Origin of the sequence: Geodermatophilus aquaeductus, assembly GCF_900182545.1 — a bacterium.
Classification (GTDB): domain Bacteria; phylum Actinomycetota; class Actinomycetes; order Mycobacteriales; family Geodermatophilaceae; genus Geodermatophilus; species Geodermatophilus aquaeductus.
In genome coordinates, this window is the sequence record NZ_FXTJ01000014.1 from 1 (window position 1) to 24,867 (window position 24,867).

Genomic DNA, 24,867 nt, shown 5'->3' on the forward strand with positions numbered 1-24,867 from the left:
TGCTTGGCTACACGCCTACAACCACCATCGGCCCCACACCGGCATCGGCGGCCACCCACCCATCAGCCGCTTGACCAACCTGCCCGGTCAGTACACCTAGGCCTCGACGACGACGTCGTCCCCGCGGCGCAGGGCGCGCTTGACCCGCAGCCGCAGGACCTTGGCGTAGCCGCGGACGAGCTGGGTGTAGCCCGGGGTCGGCCCGTGGTAGCCGAGGAAGCCACGCGGGCCCTCGACCATGTCGCCGGTGCGGACGTCGTAGCGGGCCTGGTGCCAGGGGCAGACCAGGCAGCCGTCGGCGTCGAGGGTGCCCTCGGAGAGGTCGGCCAGCTGGTGGCGGCAGCGGCGGGAGACGGCGAAGTACTCGCCGTCGCGGTTGCCGACGGCCCACCTCCCGGCCCGGCCCACCGTCCCGGGGGGCAGCTGGGCGGCGGGGATGCGGTCGGTCTCGCTCACGGGTGGTCCTCCTCGGGCCGGATCTGGTCTGACCGGGCCCTACCCGGTTGCGCCCGTCCTACCCGGCCGCTCCGCGGCGGTCCGCCTAGGGTCGGTCGCGTGCGCCGGCTGATGGGGGTCCTCGCGGTCGCGGCGGCGGTCCTGCTCGCCGGCGGGGCCCCGGCGCTGGCCGAGCCGCCGTTCGACGTCCCCGAGGAGGTCACCGACCGCGCCGGTGTCCTCGGCTCCGGGGACCTCGCCGAGGTGCAGCAGGCCGTCGACGACCGGCAGGCCGACGACGGCACCCAGGTCTTCGTCGTCTACGTCAGCTCCTTCGACGGCGTCCCGCAGGGCCAGTGGGCCCAGGCCACCGCCGAGGCCTCGGGACTGGGCAGCACCGACGTCCTCTTCGCCGTCGCGGTGGACGACCGGCGCTACGGCTACTGGGTCGACGACGCGTTCCCGCAGACGGACGCCGAGATCGAGGACTTCACCGCGCGCGACGTCGAGCCGCAGCTCGGCGCCGACGACTGGGCCGGCGCCGCGGTGGCCTTCGCCGAGGGGGTGGGCGGCGCGTCGTCCTCGGGCTCGGGGTCGGGCGCGCTGACCGCGGCGGTGGTCGGCGGGATCGCCGTCGTCGGCGGCGGCGCCTACCTGGTGTCCCGGTCGCGGCGCCGCCGGGCGGGGACGGCGCCGACGACGACCCGCCTCGAGCGGCCCGACCCGAACGCGGGCGTCCCCACCGAGGAGCTGCAGGGCCGGGCCAGCGCGGCGCTGCTCGACCTCGACGAGGCGGTGAAGACCTCCCAGCTCGACCTCGACTTCGCCCGCCTGCAGTACGGCGAGGCCGCCGTCGCGGGGTTCGCCGAGGCGCTGGCGCAGTCCCGGCAGGAGCTCACCCGCGCGTTCACGCTGCGCCAGCAGCTCGACGACGAGGTCCCGGAGGACGAGCCGACCCGGCGGGCGATGCTGGCCGAGATGCTGCAGCTGACCTCGGCCGCCGACGCCCGCCTCGACGAGCAGGCCCAGGCCTTCGACCAGCTGCGCGACCTGGAGCGCACCGCGCCGCAGGTGCTGGAGGCGCTCGGGCCGCGGATCACCGCGCTGCACGGGCGGCTGCCGCAGGACGAGGAGCGGCTGGCCCGGCTGCAGCGGCGCTACGCGGCGTCCGCGCTGGCGCCGGTGGCCGACAACGTCGGGCAGGCCCGCGCGCGGCTGGCCGCCGCCGAGCAGGAGGCCGCCGAGGCCCGCGCCGCGCTCGAGGGCGGCCGCTCCGGCGAGGCGGTGGGCGACCTGCGCGCCGCCGAGGACGCGGTGGCGCAGGTCGGCACGCTGCTCGACGCCGTCGGCCGGCTGGAGCGCGACCTCGAGGAGGCCGCCGCCCGGGTGCCCGGCGTCCGCGCCGAGACCGAGGAGGACCTGGCCGAGGCCCGTGCGCTGGTCGCCTCCGGTGACTCCGCGGGACTGCGGCCGCAGATCGCCCGGGCCGAGGCCGGCCTGCGCGCCGCCGAGGAGTCGATGGCCCCGCAGGGCGGTGCGCTGCCCGACCCGCTCACCGCGCTGCGCCGCCTGGAGGAGGCCGACCTGGCGCTCGAGCAGGCGCTCGGCGTCGCCCGGGACGCGCAGACCCGGGCCCGCCGGGCGGCGTCGGCGCTGGACCAGACGCTGCTGCGCGCCCGGTCGGCGGTGGCCGCCGCGGCCGACTTCGTCGCCACCCGCCGCGGCGCCGTCGGCCCGGAGGCGCGCACCCGGCTCGCCGAGGCGCAGCGCCACCTCGACACCGCGGTCGGTGTCGGGCGCACCGACCCGGAGAGCGCACTGCGCGAGGCGCAGCTGGCCGACCAGCTCGCCCAGTCGGCGCTGCAGCTGGCGCAGTCCGACGTCGCGACCTGGTCGTCCGGCTACGGGGGCGGGTACGGCGGGGGCGGGTACGGCGGCGGCGGGTACGGCGGCGGCTACGGGGGTGGGCGCGGCGGCGTCGACCTGGGCAGCCTGGTGCTCGGCGGCATCCTGGCCGGCGGCTTCGGCGGGGGCCGCGGCGCCGGCTACGGCGGCGGTGGTCTCGGGGGCGGTCTCGGCGGCGGGTTCGGTGGCGGTGGTGGCGGGCGACCGCGCGGGAGCAGCTTCGGCGGCTCGCGCAGCCGCGGCCGGTCCGGCGGCGGTCGCTTCTAACCCGTTCGGGTGCACATCCGCGGAAGTGCACGGCCCGTCCCGCGGAGGGCTGGGAACTGTCGGCCCGCGGTGGGACGGTGCCCTCCCCGACACCCGAGGAGGAGCCATGCCCACCCGGAACACCCCCTGGCCCGACGGCACGCCCTGCTGGATCGACTACGGCGCCGCCGACCCCGCGGCGGCGAAGTCCTTCTACGGCTCGCTGCTCGGCTGGGACTGGACGGAGGACTCACCCGAGTACGGCGGCTACGTCAACGCGCTCAAGGACGGGCGCCAGGCCGCCGGTCTCGGCCCGCTGACCAACCCGGGCGACTCCCCGGCCTGGACGACGTACTTCGCCGCGAGCGACGCCGCGGCCACCTGCGAGCGCATCCGCGCGGCCGGCGGCACCGTCGTCGTCGAGCCGATGGAGGTCGGGCCGATGGGCACGATGGTCATCGCCCTGGACCCGCAGGGGAACGGGTTCGGCCTGTGGCAGGCCGGCACGCACACCGGCGTGGAGATCCACAACGAGCCGGGGTCGCTGGCCTGGAACGAGGCCGCCGTCGACGACCCCGCCGCCGCGCAGGCGTTCTACGCCGCGGTGTTCGGCTTCCGCTTCGACGAGCTCGACGGCATGGGCGGCTACGCCACCTTCGCCACCGGCGAGCGCCCCCTCGGCGGTCTCGGCGGGATCGTCCCCGGCGCGCCCAAGGGCTGGTCGACCTGCTTCTCCGTCGCCTCCACCGACGACGCGGTGGCCGCGGTCGAGGCCGCGGGCGGCAAGGTCACGATGGCGCCGGAGAACACCGAGTTCGGCCGCTTCGCCGTCGTCGCCGACCCGTGGGGCGCCGGCTTCTCGGTCATGCAGGAGCTTCCCGCGGCCTGAGCCGGGAGCCGGGCCGGCGCGGACGGGGCGCGCCGGCCCGGCTCAGGCCCGGACCTCGCCGTAGGTGTGCTCGGGGGTGAACCGGACGACCAGCCGCCGGTCGGCCACCATCGCCCTGCGGTAGTCGTCCCAGTCCTCGTGCTCGCCGGAGACGCCCCGGTAGTACGTGACGAGCTCCTCGACCGTGGCGTCGTGCGGGTCGGCGGCGACCGGGGTGAGCGCGGCGGTGCCCTCCACGGCCACCCACGACCAGAAGTCGCGCGACGCCACGTGCAGGGTGACCCGGGGGTCGCGCTGCAGGTTGCGGGTCTTGGCCCGGTCGGCGGTCACCGAGACGCGGAACAGCCGCTGCTGCGGGTCGTAGGCGTAGCCGACGTTGGACAGCTGCGGCCGGCCGTCGCGCTTGAGGGTGGTCAGCACGCCGAAGCGGTGCTCGGCGACGAAGGCGAGGTGACGCTCGTTCACCGGACCCGCCCGCGCGCCTTGAGCGGCACCGGCGGCAGCGCCGGCGCGAGCTGCCGCTGGTCCTCGGAGAAGCCCGCGACGACGCCGAACCGCGCGTCGCCGTCGTTCCACCGCTCGGCGTACTCGGTGACCTCCTCACCGGAGCGGCCGACGAAGTTCCACCACATGACCAGCCGCTCCTCGAACGGCTCACCGCCGAGCAGCAGCAGCTTCGTGGGCGCCTCGGTCCGGATCCGCACCGACCGGCGGCCGGTCCCCAGGTAGACCATCGCCCCGTGGGCCAGCGGCGCGCCCTCGACGTCGGCCCCGCCCGAGGCACCGAGCAGCGCGTGCTCGAAGTCCGGCTCCAGTGGCACCTCGACGTCGGCCCCGGCGGCCAGGTCGAGGTCGACGCCGACGATCGGCGTGTGCGCGGTCCCCGGCGAGACCGCGCCGCCGAACCCGCCCATCAGCACCGTCGCGGTGAGCCCGTCGGAGCTGAAGCCGGGCAGGGTCGTGTGGTGCTCGAAGGCCGGCGCGGTGTCGCGCGCGGCGTCGGGCAGGGCCACCCAGAGCTGCGCGCCGTGCAGGAACCGCGGGTGCGGCACCGGCGACTGCTCGGAGTGCGAGATCCCGTGCCCGGCGGTCATCAGCGCGAGCTGGCCGGGGCCGAAGGTGACGTCGCTGCCGAGGGAGTCGCGGTGGTGCACGCTGCCCTGCAGCAGCCAGGAGACCGTCTGCAACCCGGTGTGCGGATGCGGCGTCACCTGCATCCCGGACGTCGCGGCGACGTCGTCGGGACCGTAGTGGTCCACGAACGCCCAGGCGCCGACCATCCGGCGGCCGAGGGTCGGCAGCAGCCGTCGGACCTGCGTCCCCTCGCCCAGCGTCACCTCCTTGGCCGGCAGCAGGTCGAGCGCGGGGCCGGCGGCCGTGTCGTCGAGGCCGCCGATCTCCCGGGCGGACGGGCGGCGGTCGTCGGTGCTCATGGCGCAGGCCTCCGGACGGTGGGTCGTGTCATCGGGACTCGGGAGCGGTCGGGCTGCGCAGCGCGTCGAGGTCCCAACCGGCACGGCGGGCACCGGCGGCGTACGCGCTCTCCAGGAAGTCCAGGACGGTGGCCCGCGGGTCCGCCGCGGTCCGGGCGTCCTCGTAGGTGAGCAGCGCCAGGTGGGCACCGCGGCTGTCGACCCAGCGGGCCGCGGCCGGGCGCAGCGGCTCCTCGGTCAGCCCCGGCGGTTCGGGGGCGGTGTAGGAGTAGAAGGCCGGTTCAGGGACGGTGTCGTCCCCGAACCAGAAGCCGGCGCTGATCACCTCGTGCGAGTAGGCCTCGCGGGTGATCGGGTCGACGGTGTCCGGCTGCGACACCCGGCGATCGGAGAAGCGGGTGACGGCCAGGTCGAAGGTGTGCCAGAAGTGGTGCACCGGGCTGGTCTTGGCGTAGCTGCGCCCGGCGAACTCCTCGAGCACCTGCGCCACCTGCCCCAGGACCACCCAGTAGCGGGTGACCCAGGCGCGGTCGTAGGCGGCGTGGTGCTCGTCCTCGGCGAAGGGCGTGCGGTCGGGCAGGTCGAACGGGACGGGCACCTCGAGGGTGTCCGGCAGGCCGAGTGAGGCCAGGGTGCCGAGCAGCTGCCGGTGGAAGGCCGCCACGCTCAGCCCGGGCAGCGGGAACGACGCCCGCCGGCCGTCGGCCACGGCGATCTCGAGCCGGTGGTCGACGAGGTCGAGGTCGACGGCGAAGACGGGGTCCAGGCCCATCGGCCGGGTGGTCAGCCCGCGGCCGGTGAGGTGCATCGGGACGTGCCACCAGTGGTTGCGCGCCGGTGCGTTGGCCAGCCGCACCTTGCCCACGATCTGGACGAACCGGTGCAGCGTGTCCTTCGTGTCGGCCCACTCGGCCAGCGGGATGGGCGGGAAGACGGACACGGGAGCTCCTCCGTCGCGGATCCGGTCGCGGTCAGCATGCAACCCCCGGCGGCGGCGCGGAAGCCACCGCCGGGGGTCGCGCTCACTGTCCGGTCTCGCCGCGCACCGCGCCGTGCGGGGTGTCGCCGTACGCGGCGGGGATGCTGCCCAGCCGCCCGGCCTGGAAGTCGGTGAAGGCGTCGAGCACCTCCTGCCGGGTGTTCATGACGAACGGCCCGTACATGGCGATCGGCTCACGGATCGGGAGGCCGCCGAGGACGACGACGTCGAGGGCCGGCGTCCGCGACTCCTGGCGCACCGCGCCGCGCACCGTCACGGTGTCGCCGGGGCCGAGGACCGCCAGTTGCCCGGTGCGCACCGGCGCGCCGTCGATGCCGACCGAGCCGGCGCCGGAGAGGACGTAGACCAGCGCGTTGAACGACGGGTCCCACGGCAGGTCGAGCGTCGCACCGGGGGAGACGGTGGCGTGCACCATCGCCATCGGCGTGTAGGTCGAGCCCGGACCGCGGTGCCCGGCGACGTCGCCGGCGATCACGCGGAGGAACGCCCCGGCGTCGGGGCTGGCCAGCAGCACCGAGCGGTCGGCGCGCAGGTCCTGGTAGCGCGGCGGCACCCACTTCTGCGCCTGCGGCAGGTTGACCCACAGCTGCAGGCCGTGGAAGAGCCCGCCGCTGACCACCAGGTGCTCCGGCGGCCGCTCGATGTGCAGCACGCCGCCGCCGGCGGTCATCCACTGCGTGTCGCCGTCGCTGATCGTGCCGCCGCCACCGTGGGAGTCGGCGTGCTGGAACGTGCCGTCGATGATGTAGGTGACGGTCTCGAAGCCCCGGTGCGGGTGCCACGAGGTGCCCTTGGGCTCACCGGGCGCGTACTCGACCTCGCCCATCTGGTCCATGTGCAGGAACGGGTCGAGGTCGCGCAGGTCGACGCCGGCGAAGGCGCGGCGGACCGGGAAGCCCTCGCCCTCGAAGCCCGAGGGCGCGGTGGTGACCGAGCGGGTGCGGCGGCGGACGGTCCCGGGCGCCGGCAGCGGCACACGGGCCAGCGCGGTGGTGTCCTCGACGGTGACGGCGGGCATGGCCGGCCTCCCTTGTTGAGCTCTCAACCAGTGGTGACCGTAGCACCGCGGGAGCCCGTCCTGTTCCCGTTCGACCCCGGGCGGCAGAAATGGCCATTTCTGCCGCCCAGCGGGTCAGGAGGCCTGCTCGGCCAGGTCGTCGTCGGCGGCGACCGGCAGGCCGTGCTCGGCGATGAGCGCGGTGTTGGCCACCTCGGCGTCGTCGAGGTGGACGGCGTCGCGCGGGTCGGTGGTGTCGAGCATCCGGGTCTCGTGGCCGCGGCCGACGACCAGGGCGACGTCGGCGGGGCCGGCGGCACGCACCGCGGCCAGGATCGCCGCCCGGCGGTCGGGGACCGTGCGCACCGACGCGGCCGCGCCCAGCAGGCCGACCCGCAGCTCCGCCATGATCGCCGCCGGGTCCTCCCCGTGGCTGCCCTCGTTGGTCAGCCACACGACGTCGGCGGCGCGGGCGGACTCGCCCAGGCCCTGCCGCTTGTAGCGGTCCCGCCGGCCGCGGGCGCCGAGCACCAGGTGCACCCGCCCGCCGGGCCCGCACAGGTCGGAGGCGGTGGCGATGGCCGCGGCCAGCGCGCGGGGGGTGTGCGCGTAGTCCACGACGACGGTCGGCCGCCCGTCGCCCCCGAGCACGGTGTTGCGGCCCCGCGGCGGGGCGACCGTGGCCAGGCCGTCGGCGATCGTCGTCGCCGGGACCCCGAGCACCCGGCCGGCCGCCCACGCGGCGGCCAGGTTGGGAACGTGCACCCGGCCCACCAGCGGGCTGTGCAGGCGGTGCCCGCCGGTGTCGTCGGCCAGCAGCACCTCGGTGCCGCCGGCGCCGGTGCGCCAGCCGAGCACCCGGACGTCGGCGTCCTCGGCCGAGCCCACCCGCGTCACCGGCACCGGCGCCTGGTCGGCCAGCCGCCGGCCCCACGGGTCGTCGACGACGACGACGCCGGCCGTCGTCCGGTCCCGCTCGAACAGCCGCGCCTTGCTGGCCCAGTAGTGCTCGATGGTCCCGTGGTGGTCGAGGTGGTCCTCCTCGAAGCCGGTGAACACCGCGACGTCGAAGGTCAGCCCGTCGATGCGGCCCATGTCGAGGGCGATCGAGGAGGCCTCGACCACGGCCCGCTGCGCCCCGGCCTCGACCATCCAGGCCAGCAGCTCGTGCAGCTCCGGGGCCTCGGGCGTGGTCAGCGACGTCCCCCGCGAGCGGGTGCCCACCTGGGCGCCGAGCGTGCCGACCACGCCGGCGCGGGTGCCGGCGGCGTCGAGCACCCCGCGCAGCAGCGTGCTGGTCGTCGTCTTGCCGTTGCTGCCGGTGACCCCGGCCAGGCGCAGCCGCCGGGCCGGGTCACCGGCCAGGAGCGCGCCGAGCGGGCCGAGCTGCGCGCGCACCGAGGGGACGTGCAGCTGCGGCAGGCCGACGTCGACCGGGCGGTCGACCAGCAGGGCCGCGGCACCGGCACGCGCGGCGGCCGCGGCGAAGCGGTGCCCGTCGCTGGCGGCCCCGCGGACGCAGGCGAACAGCGACCCGGGCCCCACCCGGCGGGAGTCGGTGACCAGGCCCCGCACGGTCAGGCCGTCGTCGCCCCCGAGCCGGGTGACCGGCCCCCCGGGGACGGTCCCCGCCCGGCGCTCGACGTCCGACCAGGTCACCGGGGGGAGGCGCACCAGACGGACGATAGGCGGGGCGCCATCTAATCGCAGGTCGAGCGCTCAGGCGGGGTCGGGCACCAGGTTGCGCTCCGGCACCCCGACCGTGTCCCCGGGCGGGGTCATCGGCGGCAGCCACGCCCTGCGCACCGGGCGCTGCCAGTACGCGGGGGTCCCGCGCAGCCAGGCCTCCCCGAGGTCGGTGAACCGCCCGTCGGTGGTCAGCGGCGCCCAGCCCAGGACCGCCCGGATCCCCGCGGCCAGGCAGAACAGCTTGACCGCGACCCCCAGGCGCCGGAACCGCGGCGCCACGTAGAGCTGCGCGACCACGCCGGTCGACGGCGACCAGCGCAGCGCCCCCACCTGGTTGGACCACGCGATGCCCAGCGCCTCGAAGTCGGCCCGACCGACGACCGCGCCGTCGCCGAAGTCGCGGGTCGAGAAGGTGACGAGGTCGACCTGGTCGCCGTCGCCGGCCGGGAGCAGCACCGTCCACAGGTGCGGCGCCCCGGGCGCGACGTCGGGGGCGAGGGTGACCCGGCTCGGCGGCAGGCCGGGCGCCGGCACGTGCGCCTCGCCCTGCCAGCCCTCCGGATGGGCCGGCGGCCAGGGCAGCTCGACGACGGCGTCGGCCGGGAACTGCGTGCCCAGCACCCCCACCAGGACCGCCGCGCCGTCGGGGGCGGTGTGGCGCGCGTACCAGACGCCCGGGTCGCTCACGCCGTGCGCCGGCGCCGGGAGACGACGACGGCCGCGCCGCCGGCCGCGACGAGCACGCCGCCGATGCCGATCAGCGGGACCACGTCCGCGCCGGTGGAGGCCAGGTCGCCCTGCCGGGCGGAGGACGACGCGGGCGCGGCCGTCACCGTGAAGGGCACCTCGGCGGTCACGCCGCTGGTCAGGCCGGTCATGCTCACCGTGTGCGCGCCGGCCTCGAGGCCCGCGGGCACGGTGAAGGTGAAGGTGGCCACGCCGGCGGCGTCGGCCCGGACGGTGCCCAGGTCGACCGGCGTCGAGTGCAGGGTGCCGCGGACCAGCTCGCCGGGCCGGAACCCGCCGATGGAGACGGTCTGCTGCCGGCCGGCGGCGACCGTCGCGGCGGCGACCGAGGTGCTCACGGCCTCGGCGCGGGGGGCCGGGGTCGTCGCGGGGGTCGACGGCGTGCCGACCGGGGCGCTGCCGGGACGGGCCACGGGCAGCCGGACGGGGGTGTCGCGCTCGGCCACCGTGGTGGCGGGGGGGACCGTGAGCGTGCGGGGAGCGGGATCGAACGACCACCCGGCCGGGGCCGCGGTCTGGACGACCGGGTAGTCGCCCGGCAGCTGACGGCCCTCGAAGGTGGCGACGCCGCTCGCGTCCGTGGTGGCCGGGACCAGCTCGTCCTCGGTGCAGGCCGACCCGTGGACGGGGCACAGGGCGAACGCGGCGCCGGCGAGCGGGCCGCTGCCCGTGACCGCCACGCCGACCGGCCGGTAGGCGCTGTGCAGCGGCAGGGAGGCCGACGTCGTGCTGCCCGTGCTCGACGCCGTCGTGTAGCCGGCGATCGACGGGTGCTGGCCGGGCAGCAGCGCGCCCGAGGCGGTCGGCGGGCTGACGAGGGTCATCGTGAACGCGGAGTCCGCCGGCAGAGTGGTGCCGGAGAAGACGTCCGTGGTGACGGGGCTGCCCGCGGGGAACCAGCAGTCGGTGGTGGGGAGCGCGATCTCCCCGAGGATCGCCACCGACCTCGTCGCGAAGGTGCAGGTGGTCGTTGCGTCGGCCGGGGCCGGGACGCTGCCCCGCAGCACGCTGAACCGGACCTGGACCTGCGCGCCGGTGGGGTCGAGGACCTCCCGCCCGGCGGCGTGGTCGCCCTGCGCCCAGGCGAGGTCGACGCTGTTCTTCCCCAGGCCGAAGTGGGCGCCGTCGGTGGGCACCGGGACCGTCGGAGGGGCCGGCGGCGTGGTGGTCTCGGTGGCCGTGGTGGTCGGGGCGGTGGTCGTCGGGATCTCGGGCAGCGTCGACGGCGCGCTCGGGGTGGGCGACTCGGTGAGGACCGGCGCCTCGGTGGTGCTGGGCGCCGCGGGCGTGGTGCTGGGAGTCGGGCTGCCGGTCTCCTCGGCGCCCTCGTCCGTGGCCGACGCGGCGGGCGCGAAGGCCCCGGCGACGGTGAGCAGCCCGAGGGTGGCGACGGCGACGCGTCCCTTCGGCTTGGCGACATGTGCCAGTGCGGTGCGCGTCATCTCGGGTCCCTGCTGTCGTCACTGGCCGGTCCAGCACCGGCGGCGCAGCAGATCGTGGGGTAGCTCGACCGGGGCCGGACCCGCCCGCCCCGGCGTGTCGGGAGACGGAACGAGGACGTCCGCCGGGTGCGGGACGGGTGGGACGGCAGGGACGGACGGGTCAGCGGAGCAGCCGGGCCACGCCGGTCAGCTCCTCCTCGACGTCGGCGTCGGGGAGCACCTCGCTGCGCGCGGCCAGCCGTGGCCGCCACGCCGGAGGCGCGGACTCCAGCCACGCCGCGCCGGCGTCGGTGAGCCGGCCGTCGGAGCGCAGCGGCGCCCAGCCGCGGAGGAAGCGCAGGCCCTCGGCGGCGGTGACCAGGGTGCGGGCGACCCCGCGGCCGCGGTACACGGGCTCCACGGTGACGTCGTCGACGAGGCCCGAGCGGATCCACCAGCGGACCTCGGCGATCCGGTCGGTCATCCGCACGCCGGCCGCGGCGACCTCGTGCGGGCGGACGACCGTGCCGGGGCGGAAGGCGTTGCCGCGGAAGGCCAGCAGCGAGGCCGCGGGCACCGCGCTGGAGGCGTGGGTGAGCTCGGCGAACCACATCGGCGGGCAGGTGTCCGACAGCTCCTCGGCGACGTCGATCCGGACCACCCGGTTGTCCGAGGCGCGGTGCCGGACGTCGACCTGCCAGCCGGCCGGGCGGCGGCCGCGGGCGTCGACGGCGGTCATGTCCACCGGGGTGCCGTCGGGGAAGCGGTCGGAGTTGACGGCCACGAGCGAGTACTCGACCGGGCCGGGGCCGCGGCGCAGCAGCCGCGCCCACCACAGCGCCGTCGTCTCCGGGGCGGGCTCGGGCAGCGGGGGCACCGCCCGCAGGTGGGGGGTCGCCGGCGCCGGGATCGCCGGGATCGCCGCGTCGTGGGCCGCTGCGGTCATGCTCATGGGAGTTCCTCCGCTCGTCCGCCCCGGGGGACCGGGGTGTTGCTGCTGCTGACTCTCCGGACCCCGCTTGCGGGTGCCTTGGGGTCCACTAGCGACGCCGCAAGCGGCGCCCGGCCGGCTGCCGCGCCCGCCCCCCGGAGCGCCCGCGGGGCCGGGGATACTGGTGGCCCCATGACCCGGATCCCGCGGTGAGCGCGCCGCTGAACCTGCTCAACCTCGAGCGGGTGTCGAAGGCCCACGGCACGACCGTGCTGCTCGACGACGTCTCGCTCGGCGTCGCGGCCGGCGAGCGGATCGGCGTGGTCGGGCGCAACGGCAGCGGGAAGTCCACGCTGCTCGGCGTCCTCACCGGCCGGGAGGACGTCGACTCCGGGCGGGTGACCCGCCGCGGCGACCTCGCCGTCGGCGTCCTCGACCAGTCCGGGACGCTGCCGCCGGGGGCGACCGTCCGCGACGTCGTGCTGCCGTCCTCGCTGTTCGCCGCCGAGCACGAGTGGGCCGCCGACCCCGCCGTCCGCAGCGTGCTCTCCGGCCTGGAGCTCGACCGGCTGGGCCTCGACAGCCCGGTGGCGCCGATGTCCGGCGGCGAGCGGCGCCGGGTGGCGCTGGCCGCGCAGCTCATCCGGCCGCTGGACCTGCTGGTGCTCGACGAGCCGACCAACCACCTCGACGTCGAGGGCGTCGCGTGGCTGGCCGACTTCGTCAAGGACCGGGTCGGCGCGCTCGTCGTCGTCACCCACGACCGGTGGTTCCTCGACGAGGTCTGCACGCAGACCTGGGAGGTCTCCGACGGGTCGGTGCACGCCTACGAGGGCGGCTACGCGGCCTACACGCTGGCCCGCGCCGAGCGCGCCCGCATCGCCGCGGTGAGCGAGGAGCGGCGGCTCAACCTCGTGCGCAAGGAGCTGGCGTGGCTGCGCCGCGGCCCGCCGGCGCGCACCAGCAAGCCGCGCTTCCGGATCGAGGCGGCCGAGGCGCTCATCGCCGACGAGCCGCCGCCGCGCGAGACGATGGCCCTCAAGGGCTTCGCCGCGCGCCGGCTCGGCAAGACGGTCTACGACGTCGAGGACGTCGACTACGCGGTCCCCTCCGACGACGGTCCGCGGCCGCTGTTCCGCGACCTGACCTGGCACGTCGGCCCGGGCGACCGCATCGGCGTCGTCGGGGTGAACGGGGCCGGCAAGACCTCGCTGCTGCGGCTGCTGGTCGGCGAGACCGAGCCCGACCGCGGCACGGTGGTGCGCGGGCGGACCGTCTCGCCGGCGTACCTGTCCCAGCACGTCACCGAGCTGCCCGCGAAGCTGCGGGTGCTCGAGGCGGTGCAGGAGGTCGCGCGCATCGCCCGCATCGGCGGCCAGGACATCTCGGCGTCGTCGCTGGCCGAGCGCTTCGGCTTCCCGCCGGCGCGGCAGTGGACGCCGGTCGGCGACCTCTCCGGTGGCGAGCGGCGGCGCCTGCAACTGCTGCGCCTGCTCATGGCCGAGCCCAACGTGCTGCTGCTCGACGAGCCGACCAACGACCTCGACATCGACACGCTCAACCAGCTCGAGGACCTGCTCGACTCCTTCCCCGGCACCGTGCTGGTCGTCAGCCACGACCGGTACTTCGTCGACCGGGTGTGCGACTCGGTGGTCGCGCTGATGGGTGACGGCTCGATCGCCGCGCTGCCCGGCGGGGTGGAGGAGTACCTGTCCATCCGCGCCGGCGGCGGTGCGGCGCTGTCCTCGGCGCCGGGGCCCGCCGTCGCGGCGAGCCCGGCACCGGCCGCTTCGGGTCCCTCGGCGGCCGAGGTGCGCGCGGCCCGCAAGGAGGCCGCCCGGCTCGAGCGGCGGCTGGAGAAGCTCACCGCCGAGGAGGAGCGGCTGCACGCCGAGCTCGCGGCCGCGGCCACCGACCACGCGAAGGTCATGGAGCTCGACGGCCGGCTGCGGACCCTGCTGGCCGAGAAGGACCAGGTGGAGTCCGACTGGCTGGCCGCCGCGGAGCTCGCCGAGGCCTGATCCCGCCGGGCTCACCGTGGAGCGTCCTGGCTCACCGTCGGCGGTGAGCCAGGACGCGGCACGATCAGGTGGGCTGATCATGCTCACGCGGCGACGGCGGCCTCGGCCCGGGAGCGGGCGAGCATCCGCAGGCCGACGGCGACCGGGGCGACGGCGCCGACCAGCGCGAAGGCGCCGTGGGTGAGGGGCGAGAAGGGGACCACCGCGGAGGCCACGGTGCAGGCGAGGACCGGCGCCAGCAGCCACCAGCCGGTGACCCCGGCGCGGGCGAGGCCGACGTAGCCGACGACCGGGCCCAGGATCCCGAACAGCGTCAGGACGCCCACGACGGCGACGCCCGGGTTGGCCCCCACCGCGTCGAACAGGCCCAGGGCGGTGGCCGGGTCGAGCTCGCGGCCGATCGCGGCGGTCCAGTAGTCGTAGAGGACGAAGCCGGTCACGGTGACCAGGCCGATCGCCGACATCAGCGCGCCGACGACGGTCGGGATGCGGCCGCGGCGGCCCCGGACGAGCGCCGGGGCGGCCAGCCAGGCCAGGGCCAGCGCCATGTTGCCGTAGTGCAGCAGCATCGCCGAGAGCGTGGTGCGGCCCTCGTCGCGGCCCAGGGCGGCGATGTAGTCGGCGGCGGCGGGGGAGTCCTGCGGCGGCGAGGTCAGCATGCCGGCCACGTAGAGCAGCGAGCCCGCGACCATGGCGCCGCCGGCGAGCGTGAGCATCAGGGCGCCGGTGCCGCGGGCCGGCGGCTCCGCGGCGGCGGGGGTGGCGGGAGCGGGGGAGAAGGAGGTGGTCATCGGTCCTCGTCGGGTCGGGCACCGCATCGGTCGGTGCGTCGGCGAGGACTCTGCGGCCGCGGGGGTGCCCGGCACGTCCGTCCCGGCGGACCGACCGGCGTCCGTCGCACGGGGGAGGCGGGAGCCGCGTCCATCGGCCGCGCGGGGGATCCCGGGAGCCCCCACGGGCCCCTAGCGTGCTCGCCGTGCCCCGCTGGTCCTCCTCCCCGTCCTTGCGCCGGTTCCTCTGGCCGGCCCTCGGCGTGCTGCTGGGGGTGTTGTCGGTCGTCGAGGTGGCCGTCGACGTCGTGTTCGCCTTCCCGCTGGTCGCCGCGCTGCCGGGCATCGCCGTCGGGGCGCTCGTCGCGTCCTGCACGTCGCTGCCCGAGCTGGCGGCGGTGCTGGGTGCACTGTCGGTGCTCGGCAACTACGCCCTGGGCACGCCGGGTCCCGGCGGCGCCCAGCTGGTCGGCATGGCGCTGCTGGTCGGGCACGCGGCCGCCGTCCTGCCGGTGCGGAGGGGGCTGCGGGCCGCCGTCGTCGCGACGCTGGTCGTGGTCGTCGCCGGCGCGGTGTTCGGGCCCTCCGTCTGGGAGAGCGTGTTCTACCTGCTCGTGACCGGTGCGGCCTGGGGCGTCGGCGTGCTGGTCCGGCAGTCGCGCGAGCGCGCCCGCGAGCTGCAGGTGCTCGCCGCCCGGCTGGCCGGGCAGCAGGAGGCGGTGGCCGGCGCCGCGGTCGTGGCCGAGCGGGCGCGCATCGCCCGCGAGGTGCACGACTCCGTGGCGCACGCGGTCAGCGTGATGGTGCTGCAGATGGGCGGCCTGCGGCGGCTGCTGCCCGACCACCCGGAGGCGCAGGAGGTGCTGCTCGGGCTGGAGCGGCTGGGCCGGGAGTCGGTCGACGAGATGCGCCGGGTGGTGGGCATCCTGCGCGAGGGCGCCGACGGCGACACCGCACCGCAGCCCTCGCTGTCGCGCCTCGACGCCGTCCTCGCCGAGCTGCGCGCCGGCGGGATGCCGGTGGAGCTGGTGGTCACCGGGGAGCCCGCCGAGCTGCCGCCGCTGGTCGACGTCTCGGCCGTGCGGGTGGTGCAGGAGGCGCTGTCCAACGTCGTGCGGCACGCCGGCGCCGCGGCCACCCGCGTGGAGGTGGCCTGGACGCCGGGCCGGGTCACGGTCACGGTGACCGACGACGGCCGGCCGCGCGTGGAGCCGGTCCCGCACGCGCCGGGCGGGCACGGGCAGCTGCACATGCGCGAGCGGGTCGCCGTCGCCGGGGGTGACCTCGACGTCGGGCCGGTCCGGGGCGGCGGCTACCGGGTCCGTGCCGGCTTCCCGGTGCCGGCGCCGGCCACCGTTCCCGCGGCGGTGGGCGCGTGAGCATCCGGGTGGTGCTGGTCGACGACCAGTCGATGATCCGCACCGGCCTGCGGATGGTCCTGGCCGCCGAGCCCGACATCGAGGTGGTCGGCGAGGCCGGCGACGGCGCGAGCGGCGTCCGCGTGGTCACCGAGCTGACGCCGGACGTCGTGCTGCTCGACGTCCGGATGCCCGGGATGGACGGCTTGGAGGCGGCGCGGCGGATCGTCGACGCCGGCCTGCCCACCCGCGTCGTCGTGCTCACCACCTTCGACGAGGACGAGTACGTCGCCGCCGCCCTGCGGGCCGGGGTCAGCGGGTTCCTGCTCAAGGTGGCGCCGCCGGAGGACCTGGTCGCCGCGGTCCGCACCGTGGCCGCCGGGCAGGGACTGCTCGACCCGGCCGTGACCCTGCGGGTGATCCGGTCCTTCGCCACCGCGCCCGCGCCCGACCCCGGGCGGGCCGCGGAGCTGGCGCAGCTCACCGAGCGGGAGACCGACGTCCTCGCCCTGGTCGCCGCCGGGCTGTCCAACGCCGAGATCGCCGCCCGGCTGTACCTCGGTGAGGCGACGGTGAAGACGCACGTCAGCCGCGTGCTGCTCAAGCTCGGCCTGCGCGACCGGGTGCAGGCGGTGGCCTTCGCCTACGAGTCGGGACTGGTCTCCCCGGGCCGCTGACCGGCCCGCGCCCGGAGGGTCCGGCCGGCGTGCCCGGTACGCTGGGCTCACCGCCGGCCGTCCTGACCGACGTCCCTGGTGTCCCCGAGCCGCCCACGACTCCCGGAGACACGTGCTCGTACTGCTGCTCCTCCACCTGCTCGCCGGCCTGCTGGCGCCCGCGCTCGTGCGGTGGTGGGGGCGGCAGGCCTTCCTCGCCCTGGCCCTCGTGCCCGCCGCCGGCTTCGGCTGGGTCCTGTCCCGGCTCGGCCCGGTCCTGGCCGGCGAGGAGCAGCGCGAGACGGTGCGGTGGATCCCCGCGCTCGACCTCGACGTCGCGCTGCGCCTGGACGCCCTGGCGCTCACCTTCGCCGCGCTGGTCACCGGCGTCGGGGCGTTGGTGCTGGTCTACTGCGCGCGCTACTTCTCCCCGGGCGAGGAGGGCACCGGCCGCTTCGCCGGGTGCCTCACCGCCTTCGCCGGGTCGATGCTCGGCCTGGTCCTCGCCGACGACATGCTCCTGCTCTACGTCTTCTGGGAGCTCACCACCGTCTTCTCGTTCCTGCTGATCGGCGGGTCGGGACGGCGGCTGGCCGCGCGGCGGGCCGCCTCGCAGGCGCTGATCCTCACCACCGCCGGCGGCCTGGCGATGCTCGTGGGACTGATCCTCGTCGGCCAGGCCAGCGGCTCCTACCTGCTGTCGGACGTCGTGGCCGACCCCGGCAGCGGCACCGCCATGACCGTGGGCACGGCTCTGGTGCTCGCCGGCGCGGTGACGAAGTCCGCGCTGGTGCCGTTCCACTTCTGGCTGCCCGCGGCCATGGAGGCGCCGACGCCGGTCAGCGCCTACCTGCACGCCGCCGCGATGGTGAAGGCCGGTGTGTACCTCGTCGCCCGGCTGGCCCCCGGCCTGGCCGACGTCCCGGGCTGGCGGCCGGTGGTGCTGGGCCTCGGCGTGGCCACCATGCTCGTGGGCGGCTACCGGGCGCTGCGGCAGAAGGACCTCAAGCTGCTGCTCGCCTTCGGCACGGTCAGCCAGCTGGGCTTCCTGGTGACCCTGGTGGGTGCCGGCAGCGCCGAGCTCGCCGCCGCCGGGCTGACCATGACCCTGGCGCACGGGCTGTTCAAGTCCACGCTCTTCCTCACCGTCGGCGTCGTCGACCACGCCACCGGCACCCGCGACCTGCGCCGGCTGTCCGGCCTCGGCCGGCGGCTGCCGGTCCTCGCCGCGATCGGCGTCACCGCCGCGGCCTCGATGGCCGGGCTGCCGCCGCTGCTGGGCTTCGTCGGCAAGGAGGCGGCGTTCACCGCGCTCCTCGACGGCGGCCTGCCCGACCCGACCGCCGCCGCGGTCGTCCTCGTCGGCCTGGTCGCGGGCTCCGTGCTCACCGCCGCCTACACCGCCCGCTTCGTCTGGGGCGCCTTCGCCCGCAAGCCCGGCACCCCCGACACCGCGGTCGAGCACCGGCCGGAGGCGCTGTTCCTCGCCGCGCCGGCCGTCCTCGCGCTCACCGGTCTGGTGCTCGGGCCGGCCAGCCCGCTGCTGGACCCGCTGGTCGCCGCCTACGCCGAGACGCTGCCGCTCCTCGCGCCGGAGGCCGAGCACCTGGCGCTGTGGCACGGCTGGCAGCCGGCGCTGGCGCTGTCGGCGCTCACCGTGCTCGGCGGTGCCGCGCTGTTCGCCGTCCGCGGGCCCGTCCAGCGCCTGCAGGGGCGGGTGGCCGTCGGGGCCTCGGCCGACGAGGGCTACTGGAACGTGGTGCAGGGCGTCGACCGGCTGTCGGTGCTGGTCACCGGCACCACCCAGCGCGGCTCCCTGCCGGCCTACCTCGGCACGATCCTCGTCGTCGTCCTCGCGCTGCCGGGCACGCTGCTGCTCACGCAGGCGCCCTGGCCCGGGGAGTGGCGGGCGTGGGACACCCCGGTGCAGGCGGTCGTCGGCGTCGTCGTCGTCACCGCCGCCGCGCTGACCCTGCGGATCCGCCAGCGGCTGTCCGCGGTGCTGGTCGTGGGCGTCACCGGCTACGGCATCGCCGTCGTCTTCGCGCTGCAGGGCGCCCCGGACCTCGCGCTCACCCAGTTCCTCGTCGAGACGCTGACCCTCGTCGTCTTCGTGCTGGTGCTGCGCAAGCTGCCCAAGGACATCTCCGAGCGGCACCGGCCCCGCGAGCGCGCCGTCCGCGGGGTGATCGCCGTCGCGGTCGGGGCGTTCATGGGCGCGGCCGGCGCGGTGGCGCTGGCGGCCCGGACGGCGACGCCGGTGTCGGCGGGCTGGCCCGAGTCGGCGTACGAGTTCGGCGGCGGCAAGAACGTCGTCAACGTGACGCTGGTCGACATCCGCGCCTGGGACACCATCGGCGAGATCTCGCTGCTCGTCGTCGCCGCCACCGGCGTGGCCAGCCTGGTCTTCCTCCGCGGCCGCACCGGCGGGGTGGACCGGGTGACCCGGGCCGAGCTGTCCCGCTCGGGCGAGCGCGGCCGCCGGGCGCCGCGCGACCGCTGGCTGGCCGCCACCGCGACGCTCGACCCGGCGCGCCGCTCGGTCGTGCTCGAGGTGGTCACCCGGCTGCTGTTCCACACGATCATGGTCTTCTCGCTGTACCTGCTCTTCAGCGGGCACAACGAGCCCGGCGGCGGGTTCGCCGGCGGGCTGGTCGCGGGCCTGGCGCTGGTGCTGCGCTACCTGGCCGGCGGGCGCTACGAGCTGGGTGAGGCCGCGCCGGTCGCCCCGGGCCTGCTGCTGGGCAGCGGGCTGCTCATCGCCGGGGTCACCGGCGTCGCCGGCCTGCTGCTCGGCGGCGGGGCCCTGCAGACGGCGGTGCTGGAGACGACGCTGCCGGTGCTCGGCGACGTCAAGCTCGTGACCTCGCTGTTCTTCGACTGCGGCGTCTACCTGATCGTCGTCGGGCTCGTCCTCGACGTGCTGCGCAGCCTGGGCGCGGAGCTCGACCGCCAGGAGGACCAGGAGGACCCGATCGAACTGACCCCCGGGGAGGTGGTGCTGCGATGACCCCCACGATCGTGCTGCCGGTGATGATCGGCGGGCTCTACGCGGCCGGCGTGTACCTGCTGCTCGACCGCAGCCTCACCCGCGTGCTGCTCGGCTTCCTGCTGCTCGGCAACGCCACCAACCTGCTGCTGCTGTCCACCGGCGGCCCGGCCGGGCTCGCGCCGATCCTCGGCTACTCCGACGCCGAGGACATCAACGACCCGCTGCCGCAGGCGCTCATCCTCACCGCCATCGTGATCACCTTCGGCGTCTCGGCGTTCCTCCTGGCGATCATCCACCGCTCCTGGCGGCTGGCCCGCAACGAGGTCGTCGGCACCGACGAGGAGGACCGCCGGGTCGCCGCCCGCCGGGCCACCGACGCCGACGAGCTCGACCCCGACGACCTCGCCCCCGAGGACCGCGCGGCCATGCACGCCGACTCGCTGCCCGCCGACCTCGAGGAGCTGGCCGACGACGTCGACGTCCCGGCCGGGCGCGGTGCCCCGTGATCGAGGTCCTCGCGCCGCTGCCGGTGCTGCTCCCGCTGCTCGGCGCGGCCGGCGCGCTGCTGGTCGCGCGGCGCCCCACCTTCCAGCGCACCCTGAGCACGGTCGTGCTCGTCGCGGTGCTCGCCGTCTCCGTGGCGCTGCTGTTCATCGCCGACGCCGAGGGTGCCGGCGCGGTCTCCGTCGGCGGCTGGCCGGTCCCGCTGGGCATCGTCCTGGTCGTCGACCGGCTGTCGGCGCTGATGCTGGTGGTCGCCTCGACCGTGGCGCTGGGCGTCCTCGTCTTCGCCGTCGGGCAGGGCGCGGCCGACGGGTCGGAGGAGACGCCGCTGTCGATCTTCCACCCGACGTTCCTCGTGCTCGTCGCGGGCGTGAGCAACGCCTTCCTCGCCGGCGACCTGTTCAACCTCTACGTCGGCTTCGAGATCCTGCTGATGGCGTCCTACGTGCTGCTGACCCTCGGCGGGACGGCGGCGCGCATCCGCGGCGGCATCACCTACATCGTGGTGAGCCTGACCAGCTCCCTGCTGTTCCTCGCCGCGATCGCCCTGGTCTACGCCGCGACCGGCACGGTGAACATGGCGCAGCTGGCGGTGCGCCTCGGCGAGCTGCCCGAGGGCACGCAGCTGCTGCTGCAGTCGATGCTGCTGGTCGCCTTCGGGATCAAGGCCGCCGTCTTCCCGCTGTCGGCGTGGCTGCCCGACAGCTACCCGACCGCGCCGGCGCCGGTCACCGCCGTCTTCGCCGGCCTGCTCACCAAGGTCGGCGTCTACGCGATCATCCGCACCCAGACGCTGCTGTTCCCCGGCGGCGCGCTCGACGACGTGCTCATGTGGGCGGCGCTGGCGACCATGCTCGTGGGCATCCTCGGCGCCGTCGCGCAGAGCGACCTGCGCCGGATGCTGTCGTTCACGCTGGTCAGCCACATCGGCTACATGGTGTTCGGCATCGCCCTGGGGACGGCGGCGGGCCTGGCCGGTGCGGTCTTCTACGTCGCCCACCACATCGCCATCCAGACCACGCTGTTCCTCGTCGCCGGGCTGGTCGAGCGCCAGGGCGGGACGACGGCCGTCGACCGCCTCGGCGGCCTGGCCCGGCGCTCGCCGCTGCTGGCGGTGCTGTTCTTCGTGCCGGCGATGAACCTGGCCGGGATCCCGCCGCTGTCGGGCTTCATCGGCAAGCTCGGCCTGCTCGAGGCCGGCGTCGCCGAGGGCAGCGCCGCCGCCTACACGCTGGTCGCCGGCGGGGTGGTCACCAGCCTGCTCACGCTGCTCGCGGTCGGCCGGGTGTGGACCCGCGCCTTCTGGCGGTCCCCGAACCAGGCCCCGGCCGAGGACACCGCCGCGGCCGCTGCCGCCGACGCCACCCAGCGGCGGCGCCCCTCCGACGACCTCGCGTCCACCGACGACGACGACCGGCCGCGCACCCCGCTGCAGGACGCCTGGCGCCGGCACACCGCAGTGGCGACGGCGACCGAGGTCGAGACGCCGCCCGCCGCCGGCGCGGTCCGGGCGCTGCGCCCGCTGCCCCGGACGATGGTCGGGGCCACCGCGGCGCTGGCGGCGCTCACGGTGGCTCTCACCGTGCTCGCCGGACCGCTCTACGGCCTCGCCGACCGGGCCGCGAACGACCTCGTCGACCGTGCGCCCTACGTCTCGTCGGTGTTCGGGGAGGAGGCGCCGTGACCGTCGAGCCCGCCGCCACCCGGCTGCGCCACCAGGTCCCGCTCGCCGTCTGGCTGGTGCTGGTCTGGATGCTGCTGTGGGGCAGCTGGTCGTGGGCGAACCTGCTCTCCGGCCTGGCCGTGGCGCTGGTCGTGCTGGTCCTGCTGCCGCTGCCGCACGTGGTCGGCGGCGTGCGGGTGCGCCCCGCGCCCCTGCTGGCCTTCCTCGGGCACTTCGTCACCGACCTGTTCGTGTCCGGGGCCGAGGTCGCCTGGCAGGCCGTGCGCCCGCAGGGGGTCCGCCGCACCGCCATCATCCAGGTGCAGCTGCGCGTGGACTCCGACCTGCTGCTCACGATGGTCGCCGAGGCCACCTCGCTGGTGCCCGGCTCGCTGGTGCTCGACCTGGACCGGGAGCAGCGGCTGATGACGCTGCACCTGCTGCCCGTCCGCGACCACGCCGACGTCGAGCGCAAGCGGGCCAACGTCCTGCTGGTCGAGGAGCGCCTGGTCCGGGCCTTCGGGGCGGCCGAGGACGTCGACGCGCTCGACCGCGCCCGCACGGAGGTGGCGGCGTGACGGTCGTGGGCGCGGCGCTGTACGCGCTGATCGGCGGGGGTGCGCTGCTCGCCCTCGTCCGGCTGGCGCGCGGGCCGTCCCTGCTGGACCGGGTGGTCGCCACCGACACCCTGCTGGTGATCATCTCCGCGGGGCTCGCGGTCCACGCCGCGCTGGTGCGCGACCCGACGCTGGTCCCGGTGCTGGTCGTGGTGTCGCTGCTGGCCTTCGTCGGCTCGGTGTCGGTCGCCCGCTACGTCGGCGGGATGCTCCTGCGCTCGCGCACCGGGGACGGCCGGGACCTCGGCCTGCCGGTGGCCGCCGAGGAGACGGAGGGACGGTCGTGACCGCACTCGCCGACGTCGTCGCCTTCGGCTGCCTGCTGGCCGGCGCCGTCCTCTGCCTGACCGCCGGGCTGGGGCTGGTCCGGTTCCCGGACGTGCTGTCCCGGATGCACGCCGGCACCAAGCCCCAGGTGCTCGGCGTCCTGCTCGTCATGGTCGGCGCCGCCATCCGGCTCGACGGCTGGGCCAACGCCTGGATGCTGCTGCTCGTGGCGGCGTTCCAGCTGCTGACCGCCCCGGTCAGCGCCCACCTGATCAGCCGCGTCGCCTACCGCCGCCGGCACGTCCGGCGCGACCTGCTGCTCGTCGACGAGTTCACCGGCACCGGCCACCAGGACGAGGCCTACCGGGGCGACGAGCCCGGCGACGCCCCGCCCGAGCACCCGGCGGCCCGGCCGGGCGGCTGACCGCCCGGCCGGACCCCCTGCCTACCGCAGGGCGCGGTTGACCGCGGAGACGACGGCGCGCAGCGAGGCGCTGACGATGTTCGGGTCGATGCCCACGCCCCACAGCACCCGCTCGCCGACGGCGCACTCGACGTAGGCGGCGGCGCGGGCGTCACCGCCGGCGCTGAGCGCGTGCTCGGCGTAGTCCAGGACGCGGACGTCGACGTCCAGGCTCCGCAGCGCGTCGACGAACGCCGCGATCGGGCCGTTGCCGCGGCCCTGCACGGTGACCGGGACGCCGTCGTCGGTCAGCTCGACGACCATCTCGTCGAGCTGCTCGCCGTGGGCGGTGTGCCGGTGCCCGGCGAGGGCGAAGCGGCCCCACGGGGCGTCGAGGTCGGGCAGGTACTCGCTGCTGAAGGCGGCCCACATCTGCTGCGCGGTGACCTCACCGCCCTCGTCGTCGGTGTGCCGCTGCACGACAGCGCTGAACTCGATCTGCAGCCGGCGCGGCAGGTCGAGGTGGTTCTCGGTCTTCATGACGTAGGCGACGCCGCCCTTGCCGGACTGGCTGTTGACCCGGATGACCGCCTCGTAGCTGCGGCCGACGTCCTTGGGGTCGATGGGCAGGTACGGAACCGCCCACGGCATCTCGTCGACGGGCGTGCCGGCCTCGGCCGCGTCGGCCTCCAGCGCCGTGAAGCCCTTGTTGATGGCGTCCTGGTGGGAGCCGGAGAAGGCGGTGTAGACCAGGTCGCCGCCGTAGGGGTGCCGCTCGTGCACGCCCAGCTGGTTGCAGTACTCGACGGTGCGGCGGATCTCGTCGATGTCGGAGAAGTCGATCTGCGGGTCGATGCCCTGGCTGAACAGGTTCAGGCCCAGGGTGACCAGGTCGACGTTGCCGGTGCGCTCGCCGTTGCCGAACAGGCAGCCCTCGATGCGGTCGGCGCCGGCGCGGTAGCCCAGCTCGGCGGCGGCGACGGCGGTGCCCCGGTCGTTGTGCGGGTGCAGCGACAGGACGACGGCGTCGCGGCGGCCCAGGTTGCGGTGCATCCACTCGACCTGGTCGGCGTAGACGGTCGGCTCGGCCATCTCGACGGTCGCCGGCAGGTTGAGGATGGTCGGCCGGTCGGGGGTCGGCTCCCACACGTCGGTGACGGCGTTGCAGATCTCGACGGCGAAGTCCAGCTCGGTGCCGGTGAAGGACTCGGGGCTGTACTCGAAGCGGATCTCGGTGTCCCCGGCCTGCTCGGCGAGCTTGCGGACCAGCTGCGCGCCGTGGACGGCGATGTCGACGATGCCGGCGCGGTCGCTGTTGAAGACGACGCGGCGCTGCAGGGTGCTGGTCGAGTTGTAGAGGTGCACGATCGCCTGCCGGGCGCCGCGCAGGGACTCGAAGGTGCGCTCGATCAGCTCGTCACGGGCCTGGGTGAGGACCTGGATCGTGACGTCGTCGGGTACCAGGTCGTCCTCGACGAGCTGGCGGATGAAGTCGAAGTCGGTCTGGCTGGCCGCCGGGAAGCCGACCTCGATCTCCTTGTAGCCCATCCGCACCAGCAGCTCGAACATGCGGCGCTTGCGGTCGGGGGACATGGGGTCGATCAGCGCCTGGTTGCCGTCGCGCAGGTCGACGGCGCACCAGCGCGGGGCCGCGGTGGTGACGCGGTCGGGCCAGGTGCGGTCGGGCAGGTCGATCTGCTGGAACGGGGCGTAGCGGGAGATCGGCATCCCCGAGGGACGCTGCGGGTTGCGGGCGTGCGGGTGCTGCGGGCTGCTCACGGTGGTCTGACTCCTCTGGCGCGGGCTGGACTGTCGCTCCGGGGGCGGTCAGCGGGCGCCGGGGACGTCTTCGACCACGGCAGGATCTCCGCGGCGAGGGAGCCGACCTAGGAGAGGGCCTCGCCGCGGCGGGTAAGCAGGAGG

At 76.0% G+C, this 24,867-nt stretch carries 22 protein-coding genes; 11 read left to right on the forward strand and 11 right to left on the reverse strand.

Annotation, left to right across the window (positions count from 1 at the left end; translation table 11 throughout):
• Nucleotides 1-96 precede the first annotated feature (96 nt).
• The gene (locus FN207_RS23070; RefSeq protein ID WP_142460800.1) at nucleotides 97-456 is read right to left on the reverse strand and encodes a Rieske (2Fe-2S) protein; all 360 of its coding nucleotides are present in this window, start codon (nucleotides 454-456) and stop codon (nucleotides 97-99) included.
• 99 nt (nucleotides 457-555) lie between these two features.
• Between FN207_RS23070 and FN207_RS27405 the strand changes: the two genes are divergently transcribed.
• A complete protein-coding gene (locus FN207_RS27405; protein ID WP_142460801.1) occupies nucleotides 556-2,607 on the forward strand; it encodes a TPM domain-containing protein in 2,052 nt (683 codons plus the stop codon).
• Nucleotides 2,608-2,713: 106 nt separating this feature from the next.
• Entirely contained in the window at nucleotides 2,714-3,475 is a 762-nt protein-coding gene (locus tag FN207_RS23080; protein WP_142460802.1) for a VOC family protein, read from the forward strand.
• Nucleotides 3,476-3,517: 42 nt separating this feature from the next.
• On the opposite strand, the gene FN207_RS23085 is transcribed toward FN207_RS23080, so the two are convergent.
• The 8 genes from FN207_RS23085 to FN207_RS23120 all read right to left on the reverse strand — a co-directional run bounded on the left by FN207_RS23085 (nucleotide 3,518) and on the right by FN207_RS23120 (nucleotide 11,714).
• On the reverse strand, nucleotides 3,518-3,940 hold the full coding sequence (locus FN207_RS23085; RefSeq protein WP_142460803.1) for a PPOX class F420-dependent oxidoreductase: 423 nt from the start codon (nucleotides 3,938-3,940) through the stop codon (nucleotides 3,518-3,520).
• The gene (locus tag FN207_RS23090; RefSeq protein ID WP_142460804.1) at nucleotides 3,937-4,908 is read right to left on the reverse strand and encodes a pirin family protein; all 972 of its coding nucleotides are present in this window, start codon (nucleotides 4,906-4,908) and stop codon (nucleotides 3,937-3,939) included. Before FN207_RS23090 ends, FN207_RS23085 begins: the two co-directional genes overlap by 4 nt.
• A 28-nt stretch (nucleotides 4,909-4,936) precedes the next feature.
• Nucleotides 4,937-5,848, reverse strand: a complete 912-nt coding sequence (locus FN207_RS23095) for a DUF5996 family protein (protein ID WP_142460805.1) — start codon at nucleotides 5,846-5,848, stop codon at nucleotides 4,937-4,939.
• A gap of 82 nt (nucleotides 5,849-5,930) precedes the next feature.
• Nucleotides 5,931-6,926 (reverse strand): pirin family protein, encoded by a 996-nt coding sequence (locus FN207_RS23100; protein WP_142460806.1) that lies wholly within the window; start codon nucleotides 6,924-6,926, stop codon nucleotides 5,931-5,933.
• Between the two features lie 114 nt (nucleotides 6,927-7,040).
• On the reverse strand, nucleotides 7,041-8,579 hold the full coding sequence (locus FN207_RS23105; RefSeq protein WP_142460807.1) for a Mur ligase family protein: 1,539 nt from the start codon (nucleotides 8,577-8,579) through the stop codon (nucleotides 7,041-7,043).
• A gap of 45 nt (nucleotides 8,580-8,624) precedes the next feature.
• A complete protein-coding gene (locus tag FN207_RS23110) occupies nucleotides 8,625-9,281 on the reverse strand; it encodes a hypothetical protein (RefSeq protein WP_142460808.1) in 657 nt (218 codons plus the stop codon).
• A complete protein-coding gene (locus FN207_RS23115; protein WP_142460809.1) occupies nucleotides 9,278-10,783 on the reverse strand; it encodes a prealbumin-like fold domain-containing protein in 1,506 nt (501 codons plus the stop codon). Before FN207_RS23115 ends, FN207_RS23110 begins: the two co-directional genes overlap by 4 nt.
• A 160-nt stretch (nucleotides 10,784-10,943) precedes the next feature.
• On the reverse strand, nucleotides 10,944-11,714 hold the full coding sequence (locus FN207_RS23120) for a hypothetical protein (protein WP_142460810.1): 771 nt from the start codon (nucleotides 11,712-11,714) through the stop codon (nucleotides 10,944-10,946).
• A gap of 188 nt (nucleotides 11,715-11,902) precedes the next feature.
• On the opposite strand from FN207_RS23120, the gene FN207_RS23125 reads away from it, so the two are divergent.
• Nucleotides 11,903-13,714, forward strand: coding sequence for an ABC-F family ATP-binding cassette domain-containing protein (locus tag FN207_RS23125; RefSeq protein ID WP_142460811.1), 1,812 nt, complete (start codon nucleotides 11,903-11,905; stop codon nucleotides 13,712-13,714).
• An 83-nt stretch (nucleotides 13,715-13,797) separates the two neighbouring features.
• Here the strand turns inward: FN207_RS23125 and FN207_RS23130 are convergent, their stop codons facing one another.
• Nucleotides 13,798-14,505, reverse strand: a complete 708-nt coding sequence (locus tag FN207_RS23130) for a hypothetical protein (protein ID WP_142460812.1) — start codon at nucleotides 14,503-14,505, stop codon at nucleotides 13,798-13,800.
• 185 nt (nucleotides 14,506-14,690) lie between these two features.
• Here FN207_RS23130 and FN207_RS23135 point away from each other — a divergent pair, with 185 nt between their 5' ends.
• The 8 genes from FN207_RS23135 (at nucleotide 14,691) to mnhG (ending at nucleotide 22,965) form a co-directional block, all read left to right on the forward strand.
• A complete protein-coding gene (locus tag FN207_RS23135) occupies nucleotides 14,691-15,863 on the forward strand; it encodes a sensor histidine kinase (protein ID WP_142460813.1) in 1,173 nt (390 codons plus the stop codon).
• Entirely contained in the window at nucleotides 15,860-16,519 is a 660-nt protein-coding gene (locus tag FN207_RS23140; RefSeq protein ID WP_142460814.1) for a response regulator, read from the forward strand. Before FN207_RS23135 ends, FN207_RS23140 begins: the two co-directional genes overlap by 4 nt.
• A 112-nt stretch (nucleotides 16,520-16,631) precedes the next feature.
• Entirely contained in the window at nucleotides 16,632-19,508 is a 2,877-nt protein-coding gene (locus tag FN207_RS23145) for a Na+/H+ antiporter subunit A (protein ID WP_142460815.1), read from the forward strand.
• Complete coding sequence (locus tag FN207_RS23150; protein ID WP_142460816.1) at nucleotides 19,505-19,996, forward strand: Na(+)/H(+) antiporter subunit C; 492 nt, start codon at nucleotides 19,505-19,507, stop codon at nucleotides 19,994-19,996. The genes FN207_RS23145 and FN207_RS23150 overlap by 4 nt, the downstream gene beginning before the upstream one ends.
• The gene (locus FN207_RS23155) at nucleotides 19,993-21,678 is read left to right on the forward strand and encodes a Na+/H+ antiporter subunit D (protein WP_185938532.1); all 1,686 of its coding nucleotides are present in this window, start codon (nucleotides 19,993-19,995) and stop codon (nucleotides 21,676-21,678) included. The genes FN207_RS23150 and FN207_RS23155 overlap by 4 nt, the downstream gene beginning before the upstream one ends.
• A complete protein-coding gene (locus FN207_RS23160) occupies nucleotides 21,675-22,235 on the forward strand; it encodes a Na+/H+ antiporter subunit E (protein WP_142460817.1) in 561 nt (186 codons plus the stop codon). The genes FN207_RS23155 and FN207_RS23160 overlap by 4 nt, the downstream gene beginning before the upstream one ends.
• Entirely contained in the window at nucleotides 22,232-22,561 is a 330-nt protein-coding gene (locus tag FN207_RS23165) for an MrpF/PhaF family protein (RefSeq protein WP_142460818.1), read from the forward strand. The genes FN207_RS23160 and FN207_RS23165 overlap by 4 nt, the downstream gene beginning before the upstream one ends.
• Complete coding sequence (mnhG, locus tag FN207_RS23170; protein WP_142460819.1) at nucleotides 22,558-22,965, forward strand: monovalent cation/H(+) antiporter subunit G; 408 nt, start codon at nucleotides 22,558-22,560, stop codon at nucleotides 22,963-22,965. Before FN207_RS23165 ends, mnhG begins: the two co-directional genes overlap by 4 nt.
• 21 nt (nucleotides 22,966-22,986) lie before the next feature.
• Here mnhG and leuA read toward each other — a convergent pair whose 3' ends face one another.
• Nucleotides 22,987-24,723: a 2-isopropylmalate synthase gene (gene leuA, locus FN207_RS23175; RefSeq protein ID WP_246066296.1), complete on the reverse strand. Its 1,737-nt coding sequence runs from the start codon at nucleotides 24,721-24,723 to the stop codon at nucleotides 22,987-22,989.
• Nucleotides 24,724-24,867: the final 144 nt, after the last annotated feature.

Excerpts from the sequence above, each read along its gene's own strand:
- FN207_RS23080 (WP_142460802.1), top strand. The coding sequence starts at position 2,714 with ATGCCCACCCGGAACACCCCCTGGCCCGACGGCACGCCCTGCTGGATC.
- FN207_RS23120 (WP_142460810.1), bottom strand. The coding sequence starts at position 11,714 with ATGAGCATGACCGCAGCGGCCCACGACGCGGCGATCCCGGCGATCCCG.
- FN207_RS23130 (WP_142460812.1), bottom strand. The coding sequence starts at position 14,505 with ATGACCACCTCCTTCTCCCCCGCTCCCGCCACCCCCGCCGCCGCGGAG.
- FN207_RS23150 (WP_142460816.1), top strand. The coding sequence starts at position 19,505 with ATGACCCCCACGATCGTGCTGCCGGTGATGATCGGCGGGCTCTACGCG.
- FN207_RS23090 (WP_142460804.1), bottom strand. The coding sequence starts at position 4,908 with ATGAGCACCGACGACCGCCGCCCGTCCGCCCGGGAGATCGGCGGCCTC.
- FN207_RS23100 (WP_142460806.1), bottom strand. The coding sequence starts at position 6,926 with ATGCCCGCCGTCACCGTCGAGGACACCACCGCGCTGGCCCGTGTGCCG.
- FN207_RS23115 (WP_142460809.1), bottom strand. The coding sequence starts at position 10,783 with ATGACGCGCACCGCACTGGCACATGTCGCCAAGCCGAAGGGACGCGTC.